Below are 18,744 nucleotides of genomic sequence, written 5' to 3'. Positions count from 1 at the left end.
AAGAGTAGACTAAAGCCATTTATCATACTGTCAACTTGGAGACGGCCCGCAGCTTTCGGCTGATCAATACTTCAATGAGTTCCGCTCGTATTCCGTGCGCGAGGTCGTCAAAGTAGATAATTGTCGTGCGCAGTCCGCTATGCGCTTCGATGAACGGCACAATGTCGTATCCCCAATCGATTGTAACAAGGGATCCGTTGGCATCGATCGGATTCCCATGATAGTTCTCGGGGAGCAAATGCTCCACATTACCGTTCGGGTGTCGCAAGGCTCGTACTTGACTTGCCTTGTCTTTGCGCACGATAGGGACGGTAAAAACGTGGGATCCCCCTGGCTTCAGGGTCCGAGCAATCTCTGCGAAGGCCTTAGCCGGATCGAAAATGTGTTCCATGACGTCTTGGGTCACGACCATGTCGAACGACTCATCGGGGAAGGACAGAGCTTCGAGATTCTCGCAGCGCCACCCCGATGCATGTGTCTCGCCAAGTGGGACGTCAGGAAAAAAATGGCTTCCGATGTATTCGCGGCATTCCTTCCCTAGCTTGACACTTGCCCCTCTGCCGCAGGGAGAGGATTCGTGGATGCGGAACTCATGCCAACTCGGGAAGAATCGCTCGATGGCCAGCATGAGCGCTCGTTCCCTTGGAATGCTGCGGCAGTTGGAGCAGAGAAAATGGTCTCGGAGCCAAGGGTTGAAAGACTCGAACGTGACATTGGAATCGCAGGTGACACAGTAGCCTTTGGTCGAGAGAAAAGGTTCAGGGGACGGCCCTCTACCATCATTATTGTCGTCGAACGTCGCTCCGCCGTTCTCGCTCTTTTGAGTCATCTTAATCGCTCCACGCAGGTTTGTTCGATTAGGCACGCTGCAAGCATTAACAACGCAGTAAGACATCTCCAAAAACCTTGCAAGAGCCGATGGCGCGGCCAGGAGACACGCTGCAGGTGCTTGACAGCCCAGTATCTCCGGCTTTTTTCCGTGGAGTGGTTCCATTTGAAGCCCGAAATCACCGTTTTCGCGGATTTCAGGCGCTTCTCGTGCGAAATACGGTGACCAGGCCCAAGGTTTTCAGTCTGCACAACCGAGTTAGGTGATAGGTCGCATTTTTCCAGTGGAGCAGTGGCGTGGTGGGAGCCAAGCCGATACAGGGCGAGCCCCTCGCCGTCCAGTTGTTCCAAGGCGGCAAACAAGTGCTCCATGCGCACCCCGGCTCTGGGTGATGCGGGTGTTACGGAGTTTTGGCATTCCAAATAATGGCTTGCCTTGGCGCGCTTTTCGGTGCAGAGGGCCGCGGTGTTCTTCTTCCGTCGTGTCGCAGGCGCACACTCACTGGGCGTGGCCTGTTGTTGGAGAACCTCGGCTTCGTCGTTACCGATCCGTTGCCGCGGAACCGGGATCAGACTGACATCCATGATCTGCCCACCCCGTGCAGGGTAGCCGTGCTTCGCCAGCTCTCGATTGGCTGCGTCAAACAGGGTGTCCGTCGCGCCCGCGGTGATCAGGCGCTTCCGGAACGCCCGTCGCGTTGTGCTATCCGGAATCTGAGTGCTGTGCCGCAACCTAGAGAAGTATTGGAGACACAACCGATTGAGCAGTTGGAATTCCATCTGCTCACCTTTGAGATTGTACAGTCGCTGCAGCAAGAGCCCACGCACCATAATGTCGGTCGGAAACGGCGGACGTTCATCGCGTTCCCGACCAGGACGCGGGAGGGTCTGGTCGATCGCCGCCGCCAGCGTAGCGAAATGAAACTGCCCATTCAGCACTCGCAGAAAATCCCCCAACGGATTGATTTTCGAACCCGCCCTCCTTCGCGGCAAACAGCATCTCTTTGATCGTCGGCTCGCTCGGCTGTCTATCGACGATGCGATTCTCTCATGACGTAGGTTTCTCGAGGTGTCCATAAGGGCCCGCGGCCACACAGCTTAGCCCCGAAAGCTTACAGGGATCGGGTCCCTTGAGGCAGGGGCTCTGAGAAAGCTATTTTGCGATAACGACTTAATCAAGAGCTCCGGAGGGGTTCGATGCCGAAACATCGTAGCTCTGAGCGCCTTGAGTTTGGAAGGGTGGCAGCCAGCTTGCGCTGGTAACACGCCTCCCGGGGTGATAGCCTTTTCCGATGTCCATACGTCTTTACTCCGCGGTTGTCGACGCCATCGGCCCATTCCCACTCCAGGCCCGGTACCTGGTGTGGTCCTTGACCGAGCTTGCGGGGGTCTCGCCGCGGCAGATCGTTCTGCATGTCGTGAATGCTGCGGCCGACCCAGGGATTCTTGCCCGCTTGTCGGACTTGAACGTCGACATCGTGCCGGTAGATGCATACCCGGATCACCCTTACTGCAACAAGCTTCAGCAACTGCCCTGCCTGGCTGAGCGCGTTTTCGATGACGTTGTGCTGCTCGACTGCGACGTCATTGTCCTGGAAGAACCGCCACTGGCGACCGGCTGCGCCATGGGCAAGCCCGTGGACTTCGAACGCCCAGGCATCGCTATCGTCGAGCGACTCTTCGCTGAAGCAGGGCTCCCGCTGATACCAGCCGTCGCCGATGTCGACGGTGGGAAAACCGTTCGCGGCAACGTGAACGGCGGGGTCTATCTGATATCTCGAGATGTCTTCGCGCCCCTCGCGTCCGAATGGCGCAAGTGGGCCGCTTGGTGCCTGAAGCGTCGCGCCGTGTTCAACGATCAATGGATGCATATTGACCAGATTGCCTTTGCCATGGCAATTACCGCTCTCCGGACACCGTTTGCCGATCTCGAGCGGCGCTACAATGTGCCGACCCATGTGCGCCAGCCACCTGCGCTCGACTGCGACCCAGCGATCCTGCATTATCACCAAGCCCTGGATGATCAGTTTTTCTTGCGTCCAGTGCCAGACCTACCCAAAGTCAACACTGCTATCAATGAAGTGAATCGCCGCTTGGAAAACTGGAGACGGGAGCACTTCGACAACAGCGCCTTTTGGAATGCGAGATACTTGTCAAACCCGCGGCTCGGCTCAGGGGTCGGCTCCCGCGGGGCGACACTTGCTGTCAAGCGCCGCCTGCTCGCTAAGGTTGTTGAGCTCCTGCGGGCACGCACTGTTCTCGACATAGGCGGTGGCGACGGGCAAACGGTGTCCGAGTTGCCTTCTACCATCGGGGTCCATGCAACCGACCTGGCGGTTGCAGCCCGGCCCCTTTATCTCCAGGCTAACCCGCACGCGACCTGGGTACAACACGACATCACCGACGCGCCGCTCCAGACGAGCGCGGACCTGCTTATCTGCTTCGACTTACTCATTCATCTGTCGAGCCAACGGGAATATCGGGCGGCGATTCGGCACCTACTGGCCCAGGGCAAGCCGGTATTGCTTTCCGGCTTCGACGACCAACCCGTCGCGACGGGTCCAATGACTTATTTCCACGAGGCTTTGTCCGAATCACTTTCGAACGAAGGATTCATGCCCATTCCGGTCGGCGCGTATCGTGGACTGTTGGCTTGTGTTGCGCTGCCGGCGCATTCGGCCCGGGCAGCCCGGGACATCACGGATGCGACTCTGCGCCGCGCCGCCCCATTGGTGGACGATCCGCTCCTGCTGCTTGAAGCCTTGTGCGTCTCCCGCGCAAAGCTCGGCTTCTTTCCCAATCATCTGCCGCGCTGCATCGAGTATCCGTGGATCATACAACGGCTTGCCGGTCGTCGGGATCTACGGATCATCGAGGCTGGCGCCGGAGTTAGTGTGCTGCCCTTCTTGCTTGCTGATCGTGGGCACTCCGTCATTACAGCCGACCCACATCCGACTCGGCGGAACGACACATCCCCCGAGTCCTGGAACGAATGGGGATTCCTTGATTACGCGGACCTGGATCCGCGAATTCGTTCTGTGAATATTGCGTACCAGGATCTGGAACTCCATGGCGAGTTGGTGGACGCCGTTGTCAGCGTCAGCGTCATAGAGCATCTTACACGAGACACTCGACTCGCATGGATCAGCAAAGCCTTTCATCAATTGAAACCGGGCGGCTCGATCGTCTTGACTGTAGACACTGTGCCCTTCACGCGGAACTTGTGGTGTTACTCCGAGGGCCGTGAGGTGGAGGACCCGGTGCTCCACGGCACCCTCGACAGCATGCTGCAAGAGTTGGCAGAAGCCGGTTTTAAAGAGTTTGTTGTTGAGCATGCCCAATGGCTGCCTCAGTCACGCGTCGGAATGGGCCGTATCGAGGCCCGTAAACCGCAATAACGATCAACTGCTAGACAGGGGGCAATCCTCGCAAACCTGGTCGCCCCGGTTTGCCAAGCGTTCCGTCGATGACGGCAAATATTGCTGTCATACATCCTGCCTTGATCTGCGGCTGATTGACTGCGGGCCCTGATTGAATCGGTCACTGATTCCTGCTCGACTTAGCGATCTCGAGGATCTCTTAGAGAAGCGGGGTTTGCCAGTCACGGTCTGACCTACCCCGCCATCACCTCATGATTGCCTGAGCAATCTGTTAGGAAGGGAGTGTCACAAATTCTGTGTGTGAGGGGTTCAGGGAAAGGTCTTGTGATCACCGGATGAAGCGTTCTTCGTTGAGTATCGCAAACTGATTCATGGCGGTCTTCCAGCCGTGCGCGGGGCGCCCCCAGTCTGCGGTCACGACTTTAACCGCAGCGGACAGCCTGGGACCTTTGGAGCACTTACCTTCATTCACAATAGGCCGTCTGTAGTCGCCGCTGAGCACAGGTTGAGTTGCGCCTCGACGGGCGTTCGGACAAAATGCGTGCCTGCTGTCAGATGGCGAATTCGGGCGGCTTGGCCTGAGCTATCCGTGTCTGAATCGCGCCGATGACACTTTCAGACCGAGAGGGCGAGGTCAGGCTGGTCTCGCACAAGCTGTAAAGCGTTGTCGGCCCGATAAGCGCCAGTGGTCGCAGCGGCCTTTGTCGGGTTGCGCGACGAACGGGGGAACTCCCGGTCGCCTGCTGCTGTTTCGGTTTCAGCGGCAATCGCTGCTGGCGCTTCGTTGCCGGAATACTTTAATGAGCGCCCCGCTTTTGTCAGCTAGGCAACGGCCGCTGTAACTCGGACCTCCCAATCGACCATTCGATCCATGAACCAACTTCGTCTTGCCTTCGCAGACCTTGCCGACGGCTTAAGGGCCTGGCCCATCTGGGGCATGTTGGGATGGCAGGACGTCCGGCAGCGTTACCGCCGTTCAATCCTCGGTCCGTTGTGGCTGACCCTGAGCATGGGTGTCATGGTCGGTGCGCTAGGGTACGTCTACGGCGATCTCTTCAGGACGCCGCTCGATGACTATCTGCCGTTTCTGACGGTCGGCTTTGTCGCGTGGAATCTGATTTCGACGCTCGTTATCGACAGTTGTACGGCATTCATCGGCGCTACGGGCTACATTCGCCAGCTGCGATTGCCTGTGTCGCTTTATCTGTTTCGACTGTGCTGGCGCAATCTGATCATATTCTTCCACAATGCGCTGGTGTTCGTGGTCGTCGCCCTGATTTTCAAGGTTGTGCCGACGTGGCAGCTCCTTTGGCTGCTGCCCGGGTTGGCGATCATCCTCTACACGGGATTCTGGTTTGGTCTGGTGCTGGGCGCGCTCTGCGCGCGCTTCCGAGACATCCCGCAAGTGGTGTCCAGCCTGGTGCAGGTCGTCTTCTTCATGACCCCGATCCTCTGGAAGCCCGAGCTGTTGACCAGCCGCCCAGTGTTCGTGCAGGAAAACCCCTTCTTCCACTTCGTCGAGTTGATCCGGGGCCCCATGCTGGGCAACGGGATTTCACTCCAGACCTGGGCGGTGACCCTGGGTTGCGCACTGCTGGGTTCCCTGGTGGCCTTCTTCATGTTTGCCCGGCTTCGCCGCCGCATCGCATTCTGGGTGTAGTTCAGTGGCGCACATCACCGTACAGAACGTTTCGCTGGATTTTCCGCTGTTCGGCGCGGGCAGTCGCTCCCTGAAGAAGGCGATCGTGCGCATAGGCAGCGGCGGGCGCGTGGCGCGCGAGTCGAACGACACCGTTGTCGTGAAGGCGCTCAGGGATCTGTCCTTCACGATTTCGCACGGGGAGCGTGTCGGCCTGGTGGGGCCGAACGGTGCCGGGAAATCGACCCTGTTGCGCGTCCTGTCCGGGATTTTCGAGCCGGGCCAGGGCAAGGTCCAGTTACAAGGCCGGTCCGCAGCGCTCTTTGATCCGTCCCTGGGCATGGACATGGAGGCGACCGGCTATGAAAACATCTTTCTGAGGGGCTTGCTGATGGGGCTCTCCCGGGAGGAACTGCGGGAAAAGACGGAAGACATCGCCCGGTTCACGGAACTCGGGGAGTATCTGGATATGCCGGTTCGCGCCTACTCCAGCGGTATGTTGCTGCGACTGGCGTTCGCGGTCTCGACCAGCTTCGTGCCGGAGATCCTTTTGATGGACGAATGGATCGGCGCCGGCGACGCCCGGTTTCTGGACAAGGCTCAGGAACGGCTGGAGGGCCTGGTGCGTCAGTCCGGCATCCTGGTTCTGGCGTCGCACTCCGAGGACATCATCCGAAGGCTTTGCAATCGCGCGTTCCTGCTCGAAGGCGGCCGGTTGCTGGCTTCCGGCACACCGGACGAGGTCTTCGCACTTTACAACGCTCGCGGCGCGGCGGACTGACCCGCTCCGGCATCTTGCCGAGGGTCCGTGTGATCCGGTTCCGGCGACGCGATGTCCTTTTCTCCTGTCCAGCGTTGCCAGTTCACGTGCCAGCGCTCCGGCCTCTCGCCAAGTAACCGTTCGCGCCCCCCTCGCGGGAGCGGTCGGGGAGGCCGAGACACGCCGTGAATCCGTCCCTGGAGGCTCGGCTGCGGGTTCCCTCCCGCAGACGGTCTTGCCCTCCCGGCCCGCTCCCACTACCCAGCAAGGCAGCAGGGTGAATGGTTACTCTCGCTCAGCCCCCGGCAACAGAAACGGGTTCAGCCCAAACCGCGCGTAGCCTGCCTCCGCCATCATCACGTCCAGGCCAAGCGTCGCCATGTCATCGGCGAAGGACTCGAGCCCGGGGTGCTTTTCTTGATCCAGGATTTTCGTATAGGTCTTGCAGTCGTCGCAGGCTTCGGCCCGCACGCCCGCGTCGGCATCTTGGATGTGGTAGTAGCCGATGCGGCCGCTTGCCCCACACCAGACGCAGCGGATCCGGGGCAGGTTCCACTGCGTTGAGCAAAGCGAGCAGCACAGGTAGCGCAGTCCTTGCGTGTTGCCACCGGCCAGCAGCACGCTGCTGACGGGCGCCGAACCACACGCTGGACAGCCCCGGGGGCTCTGATCGGGGTCCAGAGCGACGGGGTCCAGTTGCGCGGCTGCGGCGGTCCAGACCACCTGCAGTGCCGCGGCCAACAGCGCTGCGTCGCCGCGGTCCAGTTGGTTCGGATTGCCTGAAAGCAGCGCAACGGCGAAGTCCTGTAGCACTTCCGGCGGCTGTTGTCCGAGGCGTGCAATACAGGCCCCGATGGGCTCATCCGGCACTTGCAGCGCATTCAGCAGCGCGCGCAGCGCCGTCAGCCAGATGTCGGGAAGAGGGGTATCCGCGCCGAGCGGCACAGGCCCTGCCCTCAGGATCGGCAGTAATGCGCTGCGCGCCAGTGTCGAGCAGACGCTTTGCTGTGCGTCGACAATCTTTGCCAGCAGCGCGAGGAACGGGGACAAACTGGCTTCGGTCGAGGCCAGTGCCCGCAGACGGTCCGCCCGCGCGCTGAATACCGTCGCCACGTCGGGCTGCAGGACTCGGGCGTATCCGGTGCCTTCGCTGCACGCAGTGTTCAGTGCCACGGCGCCCGTCCTGCCGGTGGCCGGCTGGAAGCATGCCGGCGGGGGCCCGCCGAGGTTGGGAATCCGCCCATGCGGGGCATCGCGGAGGAGATACGGGTGCCCATCATGCCGCGCTCTGCCACGCCCAGCCGCCATCCAGTTCGATCTCCAGCACGGCATCGTAGCTGCGTTGCTGCTCCTCGATGTTCTGTTGACCGGGACGGCCGATCACGAGGTACGAGATTCCTGCCGCGGACAGTTGCGCCAGCATCAGGCGTATTCGCTCCGGGTTCAGATCGGCGCTCGGCAGATTGATCACCGTAAATGGGGGCGATGCAATCAGAATTCGCGCGAAGGACAGCATGTACTGCTCGTTGAAGGTCAGCAGCGTTTCCCACTCCTGCTCCTTGTCGAGTCCGCCAGTCCGGGCGAGCACTGACTCGATCCCGAGCGAGCGCAGCGTCGCGATAAGGGTTTCGTCGTCGACGCTGCCGGGCTCCCCGGCCGATACCAGCGCCTCACGCAACGTGCCGGGCGGCAGGTAGGCCCGTTCGGGCAGGAACAACACGCGGCTCAGGCGGGGCCTGAACACCCTGCCCCGTCCGATGTCGAGAATGCCCGCCGTGGCCTTGAATATCGCGTCCTTGGCCGCGTCGTCGATCGCCGTGATCAGGGTGCGCTTGCCCTGCGGGATCGAGGCGGAGAGCTCCCGGACCAGGGTGTGTCCGTCGGTCGTGGAACGCAGGGTCAGGTTCTCGAAGGCGACGCGGTCGTCGCTCTCGGTCCAGTCGATGCCGGAGACGGTTTCGGTTTGCGCCAGCTCGATCGCATACCAGAGGTTGATCAACCTCTGGACTACGGCCGCGAACGATGAGATCGACTGAAACTGCGTGATGATCAGTGAAAAGGCGGCAACCAGGGTGGTAAAGGCCATTACCGACTGCGTGACGACGCCGAAGTCGACTTCACCGCGCATGTACAAGGGGGCCACCAGCAGAATGGGCAGCACCTGTACCAGATAGTTGTAGGCCGTCGTGAAAAAGCCGAGATTGCGGTTCACCTTGACGATCTTGCGAAAGTTTCCGGCCAGGTCGTCGAGCCGCATCAGCAACCTGCGGAGCAAGGGCTTTTCCCGGTGCAGCAGCGCCACGGACTCCGCGCGCTCGCTGATGTGCAGCAGTCCGGAGCGGAACGTCGCCTCCTTGTCCAGTTGCGCATGGTTGAGATCGATCAATGCGCCGCCCAGCCAGACCGTCAGCAGCGACCCGATCACGGCGTAGCCGACGGCGACCATGAACAGCGTCGGGCTGATGCGCCAAAGCACCCCGGAGAACGCGACGATCGTGAACAACCCGTTCATCAGCATCAGCGCGAACGACAGGGTTGTCGTCGTGAACGTCCGGACGTCATCGGCGATGCGCTGGTCCGGGTGTTCCATGCCGCTGTTCCGGATCACGGCGTCGTTCATCCGGTAATAGGTCGGATATTGCAGGTAGAGTTCGACGAAACGCCGCGTCATCCACTGACGCCACAGTATTCCAAGGCTCTCCTCCGCGTAGCGGATCAGTACCGCGACTACGGTCGATGCGGCGAACACGCCCAGGTAGATGGCGGCTTCACGCAGGTAGGTCGTCGTCTCCCGGTTGGCGATGGCCGTCATGAAGTCACGGCCGACGTAGCTGTTCAGTACGTTGAGGCCGTTCGTCGCGAACAGCAACATGGTCAACGTGACGAACAGGGCAACGGCTTTGCCGCCGACGTCCGACCGGGTTAGGTTCCGGATGAGCTGGACGAACAGGCCCCAACCCTGTTCGTTGATCGGAATATGCAGCATGCGACGCCCCTGCCGAGTTCTTGTCAGGCTCCCGATGGACCTGATCCTCACCGCGGGAGTAAGGATCAGGCCGTCAGCGAAGATAAGTGGGTAAGGGGCGCTTGTCGAGGTCTTTGCGTCAGTCCCTGAGGCCTCCAGGGTGCCGGATGAAGGTCATGCGGCGTGTGTCGGCGACCGGCTGACCTGCCGGACGCAGAGGGCAGAGTTCGGGCATCGTCCGTGTCGGCGCCGGGATGGTCCCGGTCAGAACCCGCTGCGGACCGTGTAGATGATCTCCTGGTTGTTGGCCTGCGTGACATCGATCTTGACATTGCGGAAGACGACCGACGTCGGGAAGGTCCCGATGTCATATTTGGCCTGCTGGGTGTACGACGGCCGGTCCAGCGATTTGCCGCGATACTCGCGGTATGAGAGGTGCAGCGTGTGATCCGCATACCCGTCGTAGGCGAGTTCGTACCTGAACGAGCCGCGGTGCGGTACCGGAATGTCCATCTTCGAATAGCGGAGCGGTGTCGACAGTGCACGTTCGACCCATGTCGATTGTTCCGGCGCGACCTGGACCGAGTCGAACACACCATCGCCACCGGTGTCCGCGAAGCAGGCCTTCGAGACGAATCCCGCGATCGGGTCCGAATAGATCTTCTTGTCCGAGCAGTAGACCTCGGTTTTGCCGAGTCGGGCAGGAAAGACCACTTCGCCCTTACCGATGAACAGCCCGCCGAGCCCGAAGGGCTGACGATTGGCGTCAAGGATGCGCGCCCCGGAACGATGCCAGTAGCTGTACTCGGTGTACATGAGGCCACCCAGCGGGGTATGGGCTGGCTGACCGACCAATGGCTGGCTGCCCGCGGCATCGCTGACCTGGGACAAGTCCGCGATAGGGAGCGGAGCGCATCCCGATAAGGCCAGCGCGCCGAGAAGCAGGGGCCGTGACAACATGTTGGCTACTCCTATTGCCGAGGGGAAAGATGCCGGCTGCTGCCCTCGCGGCGCGGGTTCAGGTGCGCGGCGCCGCGGCAGCGGTTACGACCTGGGAAGTATGCACGGCCAAGGGCCGTCAATGAACCGATTCTTCGAGTTCGCGGCGAAAACCGGGTCCCTCCCCTTCGAGAATGGTGCGCTTGAAGACTTGCAGGGCCTGATTCAGGCTGCCGCCGAGAGCATGCACCTGCAGCGTATGAAGCTTCAAGCTGACGGTGCCCAGGTCGACATGAAAGACGTTGCAACGGCGGCAGTAGCCGACTGAACAATGCTCGGTGCGGGCGAGAATCTCGATTCGACAGGTGGGACTTGGAGTCTGCATGGCGATATCTCCGGTAACGAGTGAAGGCCGAAGACATCATAAGTGAGAATGATTCTTAAAAAAAGACTGCCCGTGCCATCCATCTGCGGATTCCGCTTCCTGCCTCGGCGGGTCGGTGTCCTTGGCGGTAACCGCCCTGTCATACCGGATGGCTAGACTGCTGCAACTCAGCGTTAAGGGTGCAAGTTAAGGGTGATCGGCCTCGACACCGACGCCGCGCGGTGCTTCTGTCGTCTGCTGTGACGTTGTGAGGGGCCCGTCCTGGCTCTGCATGACCCTGTGGAGGTCTGCCCCCGGTTGGTCAAAGCCGCTTCAAACAGGCTATACGTGGCAGCTCATTGGTTCGTTGTCCGCTTCTCTGCGCTGGCGCTGGCGGCCAACGTGAGCGGGTGCATGTCGCCGATGACGCTCGATCGCGCGGTCCTTGGCTACGACCAGGCCAACGCCGACATTTTGGCGAAGCAGCTTCTGCTTAACATCGCGCGGTCGCGACATTCGCTGCCGGCGCACTTCACGGGGGTCGCGAATATCGCAGCGACCTACAACTTTCAGTTCACGGCAGGCGGCACGCCCGCGTTCACCGGCAGCAGCGGTGCCTTGCTGGCGCCGATCTTCGGTGGCAGCGTGTCGGAGAACCCGACCATCAGTGTCGTGCCGCTGCAGGGCGAGGAATTCACCCGGCGTCTGCTGACGCCCTTTCCGACCAGCAAGGTCATCCTGTTGCTACGGCAGAACTACCCCGTAGATCTGCTGTTTCGCGTGCTCTCCGAGGAATTCCGCCTGTCCACGCAAGGTCCGGACTTCATCTGCCACAACAAGCCTTCGGAGCAGGTGGGTTATCCGACGTTCCGCCGGATCGCGATGCACCTGTCGGCGATCCAGGACAGCAGCGATCTGCATATCGAATCGGTCATGCTGAGGCGTTCCTGGATTCTTCCAGCCGAGACCATGACGCTGGATGCGATGCAATCGCTGGCCAAGGATGACGTGGCGATCGAACTCGACCCCCAGACCCGGTTGTACTACCTGACCAAGCGCGTGCCAGGCGCGCTCGTGATCACCAACTACGATCCAGAGGAACTGATCGACGATGAGAAGATCAAGCTGAACGCCCAGGCCCAGGAGGGTCAAGCCAACGACATCATGGTCGACATCCGGGAGGGATATCCGGGTGGGGAGTACCCATTTCGCGGGTGGTTCCGCTTCCGGAGCTTCATCGCAATCCTGGACTTCATCGGTCGCTCGATCGATCAGGATCCAGAGTACTTCGTCGAACGCGATCCGCGGACGCCGGAGGTGTCAGAAAATCCGGAGAAAACGCTGGATGTGGTCGAAGGCGAAAGCGCGCCCGACGATGCAGACATGGTCGTCGAGTTCAATGACCATTACTACTCGCTCGCCAAGGACAAGGAGTATCCCTGGAACCGCGATGTCTTCCGCATTCTTCATCAGCTGTTTCAGATGGCCGTCAGCGAAGTCCCAAACTCCGGCGTGCCCAGCATCACGATCGCAAAATAGCGAGCACCCTAAGGTCTCCCGCCGGGGTTTGGCGGCTGCACAGCCGACGGCAGGCCGGGCGAGGCAGGCGTCGGGAACATCGGCGGGATGGGCACGGGGCGGATGGGTGCGCCCTGAACCGGCGCGCGCCGATCTTCGACGATTTGCGGCGAATACCAGAAACCGGGCGATCTCGACCGCGGCGTCCCGCGTTTAGTGGGCGCCGAGGTTTTCGGGGGAAGTGTCTGGGCGGTTCGTTCCAACGTGGCGCTCGTTTTACTGCCCACCGCGTCGCGCAGTGGCTGCAAGCCTTGAAAGCCAAATCCCGGCGTTGCCGTCAGGGCGAACCACAAAACCGCCGGACCGGCGCGATCGAGGAGTCGGCTCCCCATCTCTGCAAAGTTCCGCTGAGTCATTGACTTTCCCTCAATACGCTAACCACGTCGGGTAGCTGCCGATTCGGTCGAGGAGCTTTCCGAAGCCAGATTGAGATCCCCATGGTGAAATTCTGTGGAGACGAATGTCCTAACGCGGTAATGAATCATTCTGGCGTAGGGCGCGGTCCTTGCGCTAGGCTACACCTTGGAAATAGTTCCAATGATGGCTGTTTCCGTGCGCCCTTCCTAGCCCACCACCGCAACGCTGCGACCCCGTCCCACGAAGGACAGATCCTGATGAGCCAATCAACAGGCGGCCACCAGCCCGGCGGTGGAGCGCAAGCGAACTTGGAGAGTTGCATCGAAGTGGCCGAGCGCGCCGTCCTCCGCAGTTTCATGCAGGGCATCCCGGACCCGGTCTGGCTGAAGGATTGTCAGGGTGTTTACATGGGCTGCAACCCCGCGTTCGAACGGCTGTGCGGTCTGTCGGATGCGGCCATCCGAGGCAAGACGGATCGGGACCTTTTAGAGTCCGAATTCGCGGCCCGCTTCGAGGCCCAGGATCTCGAAGCCATGGAAACGGACGAGCCGCAACGTCACGACGAATGGCTGCGCTATGGGGCCGGGACTGCCCCGGCTCATTTCGAGATCACCAGGACCGCGCTGCGCGATGCCTCCGGTCGATCCATCGGGCTTGTCGGTGTCGTACGCCCTGCCCCGACCGGTGAGCACGCCGACAGCGAGTCGAGGCTGGCCCGGGACCGACTCGAATTGGCCCTCGATGGCTCGGGCTGCGGCTACTACGATGCCGACCGTCGCGCCGGCAGATCCCGTATCGACCCGCGCTTGCTCGCCACCTTGGGTTATGTGCACGACGAACCCGCTTTTGCCGATCGCGGTTGGCTGAATCTGGTCCATCCCGACGACCGGCCTGCCATCGAAGCGCAACTCGCCGACTGCGACGCCGGACGCCGCGACGGCTTCGACTGCGAGTACCGGGTACGCACCAAGGATGGGCAATGGGTCTGGATGCTCGACAAGGGCAGGACTGTGCGGGACGAATCGGGCCGGCCGCTCCGCGAAATCGGTATTCTGCTGCCGATCACCGAGCGCAAGGAGCTGGAACTGCGGCTGCGCGACAGCGAGGAGCGCTTCCGCAGCTTGGTCGAGAACTCGCCGATGGCTTACCAGTCGCTGGATATCCATGGGCGCTTCATCGACGTCAACGAACAGCTCTGCCAGTTGCTTGGCTACGCGCGAAGCGAGTTGATAGGACGCGGCTTCGACGAGGTCTGGGACGACACGGCGCGCCCAGAATTCCCGGACCAATTCGCCAGCCTCAAGCGTGAGTCGGCGACCTCGGTGGAATTACGCTTGACGTGCAAGGACGGCAGCGCCGTCGACGTGATCCTCGAAGGGCGGGTTCAGCGCGACGCTGCCGGTCGGTTCATCCGCACGCATTGCCTGCTGACGGACATCACGGCCCGGCGGCGCGCCGAGGAGGCGCTGCGTGAGAGCGAGGCGCGGGCCAAGCTCATCTTTGCGGCGTCGCCGGTCGCCATGTTGTTGGTCTCGGAAGCCGGCGTGATCGAGCAGGCGAATGCGTCCGCCGAACAGACCTTCGGCTACGACCACGATGGGCTGACCGGCCGTTCTATCGAGGAACTCGTGCCCGCTCGGGTACGCGAGGCCCACCCGGGCCTGCGTGCCGGCTATATGGCCAACGCGCTGCCGCGTCGGCTGGGGTTGGGACGCGAATTGACCGGGAAGCACGCCGCGGGGCATGAGATCCCGGTCGATGTCAGCCTCGCGCCGGTCGTCGTAGCCGGGACCAGGCATGTTATTGCGTCCGTCGTTGACCTGACCGAGCGGCGCGCTGCCTCTGCCGCTATGGAGCGAGTTCGGGAACGGCTCGATGCGGCGATACAGGGGGCCGGCATCGGTGTCTGGGAGTACGACTGCGCGACCGACTGCGTTTACTGGGACGAGACTATGTTGCGCTTGTATGGCCTGCCGCCCGGCACTGCCGTCACGGTGGCCGACTGGGTCTCCGCCCTGGCGCCGGAGGACCGGGATGCCCAGGCCGATCTGTGGACTCGCGCCTTGAAGGGCGAAACTGCCTACGACACCGCCTTTCGTATCTGCCGGCCGGACGGCGACGTCCGATACATCCGTTCGTTTGCGTTTTTGCAGCGCGATGCGTCCGGGGCGGTGGCTCGGACCGTTGGCGTCAATTGGAACGTGACAGACGAGCAGCGGGCTACGGCATCTCTGCGCGACAGCATGGAGCGCTACGACGAGTTGGTCGGGCGCATTCCGGTTGGGGTGTATACGTTCCGGATACGCCCTGACGGCACGATGGGCATGGACTATGTCAGCGACCGCTTCGCCGAGCTGCTCGGCATGGACGCCGCGGCGCTGATGCGAGACCTGCAGGCCGCTTTCGATATCGTTCACCCCGACGACTGGCCCAGCCTGCAAGCAGCGATTGCCCGCCGCGACGAGCACAACTGGTGGGAGGGGCGCGTCCTTGTTGATGGCGCTTTCCGCTGGCTGCGCCTCGATGCCCATGTGAACATCTGTCCGAACGGCGACTCGATCCATAACGGTGTCGCGAAGGACATCAGCGACCGCAAGCGGGTCGAGGAGTTGGAGCTTCGCTACCGGGAGGACCTCGAAGCTGCGGTCGCCGCACGTACGGCGGAACTCCTGGAAGCGCAGAAACAACTCTCCGTCACGGCAGAGCGCCTGCAACTGGCAACCGATGCGGCGGAGATCGGTGTGTGGGAATGGCGGATCCCGGAGGATGAACTGATCTGGGATCAGCGCATGTTTGAACTCTACGGGACCAGATCCGATGAGTTCAACTCAGCGTACCAAGCCTGGTCGCGCGCGCTGCACCCGGACGATAAGATTCGGGCCGAGCGGGAGATTCAGGAAGCCGTCGATGGACTGGGCGAATTCCGGACCAACTTTAAGGTGGTGCATCCCGACGGGGCGATACGCCATATCGAGGCCTTCTCGCGCGTCGTGCGCGATGCGGACGGTCGCGCCTTGCGTCTGGTCGGGGTCAATCGCGACATCACTGCGGAGAAGGAGGCGGAGCAAGAACTCGAGCGGAAGGAGCAGCGCTGGCTGGTCGCGCTCGAAGCCCACGACATGGGAGTCTGGGACTGGAACGTGGCGAGCGATGAGGTGCTGTACTCGCCGCGCGTGCTGACCATGCTCGGCTATGAGCCGGGCGAATGGCGCAGCCATGTTGACGAGTGGAGAATCCGTATTCATCCCGCCGACGCCGAGCGCGTGTTCGCTACGCTGGCGGATTACTTCGCGGGCCGTGCAGCGCGCTATGCGCCGGAATTTCGCTTGCGCTGCAAGGATGGCACCTACCGTTGGATCTTGGATTGCGGCAAGGTCGTTGAATGGAGCACCGATGGCCGGCCGCTCCGTATGATCGGCACCCATACCGACATCGACGAGAGCAAGCATGCCGAAGCCGAGCGGTCCCGCCTTATTGCGGTCGTCGAGGCCAGCGGCGATCTGATCGCGACCGCTGACACCGCGGGCCGACTCACGTACATGAACCGGGCCGGTCGGCGGATGCTGGGCATTCCGGACGATGAGCCGCTGGATGCCACGCACATTTCCGATTACCACGACGCCGAGACCTTCCGACGGGTGGCCGAGGTGGGCTTGCCCGCGGCCATCGAGCACGGGGTGTGGTTCGAGGACAACGTGGTCCGGCACCGCGACGGCTCGCCCATCCCCGTGTCGCAGTTGATCATCGCGGAAAAAGCCTCCGACGGCAGTGGCAACGTCGAAGTCCTGGCAACGATCTGCCGCGACATCACCGAGCGCAAGCGGGTGGAGGTGGCGCTGAAGGAGCGCGAACAAACCTTCCGCCTTCTGTTCGAAGGGGCCCTCGACCCGGTCATGCTGATTCACGAAGGGCGGTTCGTCGAGTGTAACGATGCCACTGTGGCCGTTCTCGGCGCCAGCGGGCGCGAGGACGTCATCGGACATTCACCGGTCGATTTCTCGCCGGAATTCCAGCCGAACGGTCGGCGCAGCGACGAGTATGCCGCGGAGTTGCTCGGTGCCGCGCTGCGGGGCGTGCCCTGCCGCTTCGACTGGCAATGGCTCAGACGCGACGGTGCCGATGTCTTCATCGAGGTGTCACTGACGTCGCTGAGGTTGCAGGGACGCGAGCTGCTCTACTGCGGCCTGCGCGACGTCACCGAGCGCCGCTGCCTCGAGGCCGCGCTCGCCGACGCACGTGATCAGGCCGAGGCGGCGAACCGCGCCAAAAGCACCTTTCTCGCGAACATGAGCCACGAGATCCGGACGCCGATGAACGCGATACTCGGCCTGACACATCTGCTCGCCGAGCGGAGCGTCGATCCCGAGCAGACGCAGCGCCTGCGCAAGATCGGCGATGCGGCCCAGCATTTGCTGTCCATCCTCAACGACATTCTCGACATCTCGAAGATCGAGTCGGGCAAGCTGCAACTCGACGCAACCGTCTTTGAGGTGGCTGGGCTGTTCGAGGCCGTCGAAGCGCTGTTCCACGACTCGGCTGCCCAGAAGGGTCTGGTGTGGAGAGTCGAGACCGACCCGCGGCTGGACTGCACATTGATGGGGGATCCGCTGCGTCTGCGTCAGATCCTGGTCAACTTCGTCAGCAACTCGGTCAAGTTCACCGAAGCGGGCCAGATTGCGCTGCGTGCGCGGCTGATGGCTGAGGATGACGAACATCTTCTGGTGCGCTTCGAAGTCCAGGACACGGGCATCGGGATTGCGCCGGAGGCCATGCAACGGCTGTTTTCGGCCTTCGAGCAGGCTGACGGAGAGGTAACCCGTCGCTATGGCGGCACCGGGCTTGGATTGGCGATCAGCCGGCGTCTCGTGCATCTGATGGGCGGGGAGATCGGCGTGGAGAGCGTTCCGGGACAAGGCAGTCTGTTCTGGTTCACCGCGAAACTGTTGCGTGGGAGCGATCCTGCTGCCGGCCGGGTCGACCCCGCTCTGCAAACTCCCGCCACGCCGGCCGCGGTGCGTGCGCGTCATGCCGGTGCGCATTTGCTGCTGGTCGAGGATAACGCGCTGAATCGCGAGGTCGTCCTCGATTTGTTGAGCGATTGCGGTTTGAGCGTGGATGTGGCCGAGGACGGCCGCGCGGCTGTCGAGCGGGTCGCCGAGTACGATTACGATCTGATTCTGATGGATATCCAGATGCCGGTCATGGACGGACTGACGGCCGCGGCGATGATCCGGCAGATGCCCGGCCGTGACAAGGTGCCGATCCTGGCGCTGACGGCGAACGCGTTCGCCGAAGATCGTACCGCCTCGCAACAGGCGGGCCTGAACGAGCATCTGGCAAAGCCGATCGAGCCGGCGGCCCTTTTCGGTGCCCTCCTGCGCTGGCTGCCTCTCGGCGGAGAGGCCGACAGAGGCGCGCCGGCCGCCGCGGCGTCGTGGCACCCTCGGCCTGCCCCCGAGGAGCCGGCGACCGTCCCTGCCGGAGCAGACCGGCTTGATGTGCTCTCGAACATCGAGGGTCTGGACGCGAGACAGGGGCTGGAATACCTCGGCGATCAGATAGAGGTCTATGTGCGCGTGCTGAAACTGTTCGCGGAACGTTGCGACGCTGACATCGCCGCCTTGCGCGCAGCCCTTGCAGCCGGCGAGTTCCAGGACGCGCGGCGCATGGCGCACACGATCAAGGGGAACGCGGCCGTGCTGGGTGCCACGGCGCTGCAGCCGCTAGCGGCAGCGCTTGAAACGTCGATCAAGGAGGGCGAGGCGCTGCCCAGTTTGTTGCCGCTGATGGACAGCGTGGCCGCCGTATACAGTGCACTGGCCGCGGATTTGATCGCCCGGCTGTCGTGAAGCCGTAGATCGTAAAACCAGCCGGCAGTGAGCCTGATCCCGTTGCGGATCCCGGAGCGGCGGATTGCCCGTCCGCTGACCTGAG

11 protein-coding genes are annotated in these 18,744 nt (G+C 62.1%); 5 read left to right on the top strand and 6 right to left on the bottom strand.

Annotated elements, in window-relative coordinates; all coding sequences use genetic code 11:
- Positions 1–22 precede the first annotated feature (22 nt).
- Complete coding sequence (locus tag ACW73L_RS08175) at positions 23–829, bottom strand: class I SAM-dependent methyltransferase (protein ID WP_498921236.1); 807 nt, start codon at positions 827–829, stop codon at positions 23–25.
- Positions 826–1,785, bottom strand: a complete 960-nt coding sequence (locus ACW73L_RS08170) for a transposase (RefSeq protein WP_498921235.1) — start codon at positions 1,783–1,785, stop codon at positions 826–828. Before ACW73L_RS08170 ends, ACW73L_RS08175 begins: the two co-directional genes overlap by 4 nt.
- Positions 1,786–2,198: 413 nt before the next feature.
- On the opposite strand from ACW73L_RS08170, the gene ACW73L_RS08165 reads away from it, so the two are divergent.
- The 3 genes from ACW73L_RS08165 (at position 2,199) to ACW73L_RS08155 (ending at position 6,628) form a co-directional block, all read left to right on the top strand.
- Positions 2,199–4,226: a methyltransferase domain-containing protein gene (locus tag ACW73L_RS08165; protein ID WP_498921234.1), complete on the top strand. Its 2,028-nt coding sequence runs from the start codon at positions 2,199–2,201 to the stop codon at positions 4,224–4,226.
- Between the two features lie 853 nt (positions 4,227–5,079).
- Complete coding sequence (locus tag ACW73L_RS08160) at positions 5,080–5,868, top strand: ABC transporter permease (RefSeq protein ID WP_498921233.1); 789 nt, start codon at positions 5,080–5,082, stop codon at positions 5,866–5,868.
- A gap of 4 nt (positions 5,869–5,872) precedes the next feature.
- On the top strand, positions 5,873–6,628 hold the full coding sequence (locus tag ACW73L_RS08155; RefSeq protein WP_498921232.1) for an ABC transporter ATP-binding protein: 756 nt from the start codon (positions 5,873–5,875) through the stop codon (positions 6,626–6,628).
- A 264-nt stretch (positions 6,629–6,892) separates the two neighbouring features.
- Here the strand turns inward: ACW73L_RS08155 and fdhE are convergent, their stop codons facing one another.
- The 4 genes from fdhE to ACW73L_RS08135 form a co-directional block, all read right to left on the bottom strand.
- Positions 6,893–7,780, bottom strand: a complete 888-nt coding sequence (gene fdhE / locus ACW73L_RS08150; RefSeq protein WP_498921231.1) for a formate dehydrogenase accessory protein FdhE — start codon at positions 7,778–7,780, stop codon at positions 6,893–6,895.
- Between the two features lie 103 nt (positions 7,781–7,883).
- On the bottom strand, positions 7,884–9,593 hold the full coding sequence (locus ACW73L_RS08145; protein ID WP_498921230.1) for an ABC transporter ATP-binding protein/permease: 1,710 nt from the start codon (positions 9,591–9,593) through the stop codon (positions 7,884–7,886).
- Positions 9,594–9,836: 243 nt separating this feature from the next.
- The gene (locus tag ACW73L_RS08140) at positions 9,837–10,532 is read right to left on the bottom strand and encodes a hypothetical protein (RefSeq protein WP_498921229.1); all 696 of its coding nucleotides are present in this window, start codon (positions 10,530–10,532) and stop codon (positions 9,837–9,839) included.
- Positions 10,533–10,650: 118 nt separating this feature from the next.
- Positions 10,651–10,896 (bottom strand): hypothetical protein, encoded by a 246-nt coding sequence (locus ACW73L_RS08135; RefSeq protein ID WP_498921228.1) that lies wholly within the window; start codon positions 10,894–10,896, stop codon positions 10,651–10,653.
- Between the two features lie 327 nt (positions 10,897–11,223).
- Between ACW73L_RS08135 and ACW73L_RS08130 the strand changes: the two genes are divergently transcribed.
- Positions 11,224–12,414, top strand: coding sequence for a hypothetical protein (locus ACW73L_RS08130; protein ID WP_498921227.1), 1,191 nt, complete (start codon positions 11,224–11,226; stop codon positions 12,412–12,414).
- Between the two features lie 653 nt (positions 12,415–13,067).
- Positions 13,068–18,659, top strand: a complete 5,592-nt coding sequence (locus tag ACW73L_RS08125) for a PAS domain S-box protein (RefSeq protein ID WP_498921226.1) — start codon at positions 13,068–13,070, stop codon at positions 18,657–18,659.
- Positions 18,660–18,744: the final 85 nt, after the last annotated feature.

The sequence above is a fragment of the Methylolobus aquaticus genome (assembly GCF_054172105.1).
This window is presented reverse-complemented; position numbering and strand designations above follow the sequence as displayed.

Bases quoted from the DNA above. Each gene is read 5' to 3' on its own strand.
- ACW73L_RS08175 (WP_498921236.1), bottom strand. From the start codon at position 829: ATGACTCAAAAGAGCGAGAACGGCGGAGCGACGTTCGACGACAATAAT.
- ACW73L_RS08160 (WP_498921233.1), top strand. From the start codon at position 5,080: ATGAACCAACTTCGTCTTGCCTTCGCAGACCTTGCCGACGGCTTAAGG.
- ACW73L_RS08145 (WP_498921230.1), bottom strand. From the start codon at position 9,593: ATGCTGCATATTCCGATCAACGAACAGGGTTGGGGCCTGTTCGTCCAG.
- ACW73L_RS08140 (WP_498921229.1), bottom strand. From the start codon at position 10,532: ATGTTGTCACGGCCCCTGCTTCTCGGCGCGCTGGCCTTATCGGGATGC.
- ACW73L_RS08135 (WP_498921228.1), bottom strand. From the start codon at position 10,896: ATGCAGACTCCAAGTCCCACCTGTCGAATCGAGATTCTCGCCCGCACC.
- ACW73L_RS08125 (WP_498921226.1), top strand. From the start codon at position 13,068: ATGAGCCAATCAACAGGCGGCCACCAGCCCGGCGGTGGAGCGCAAGCG.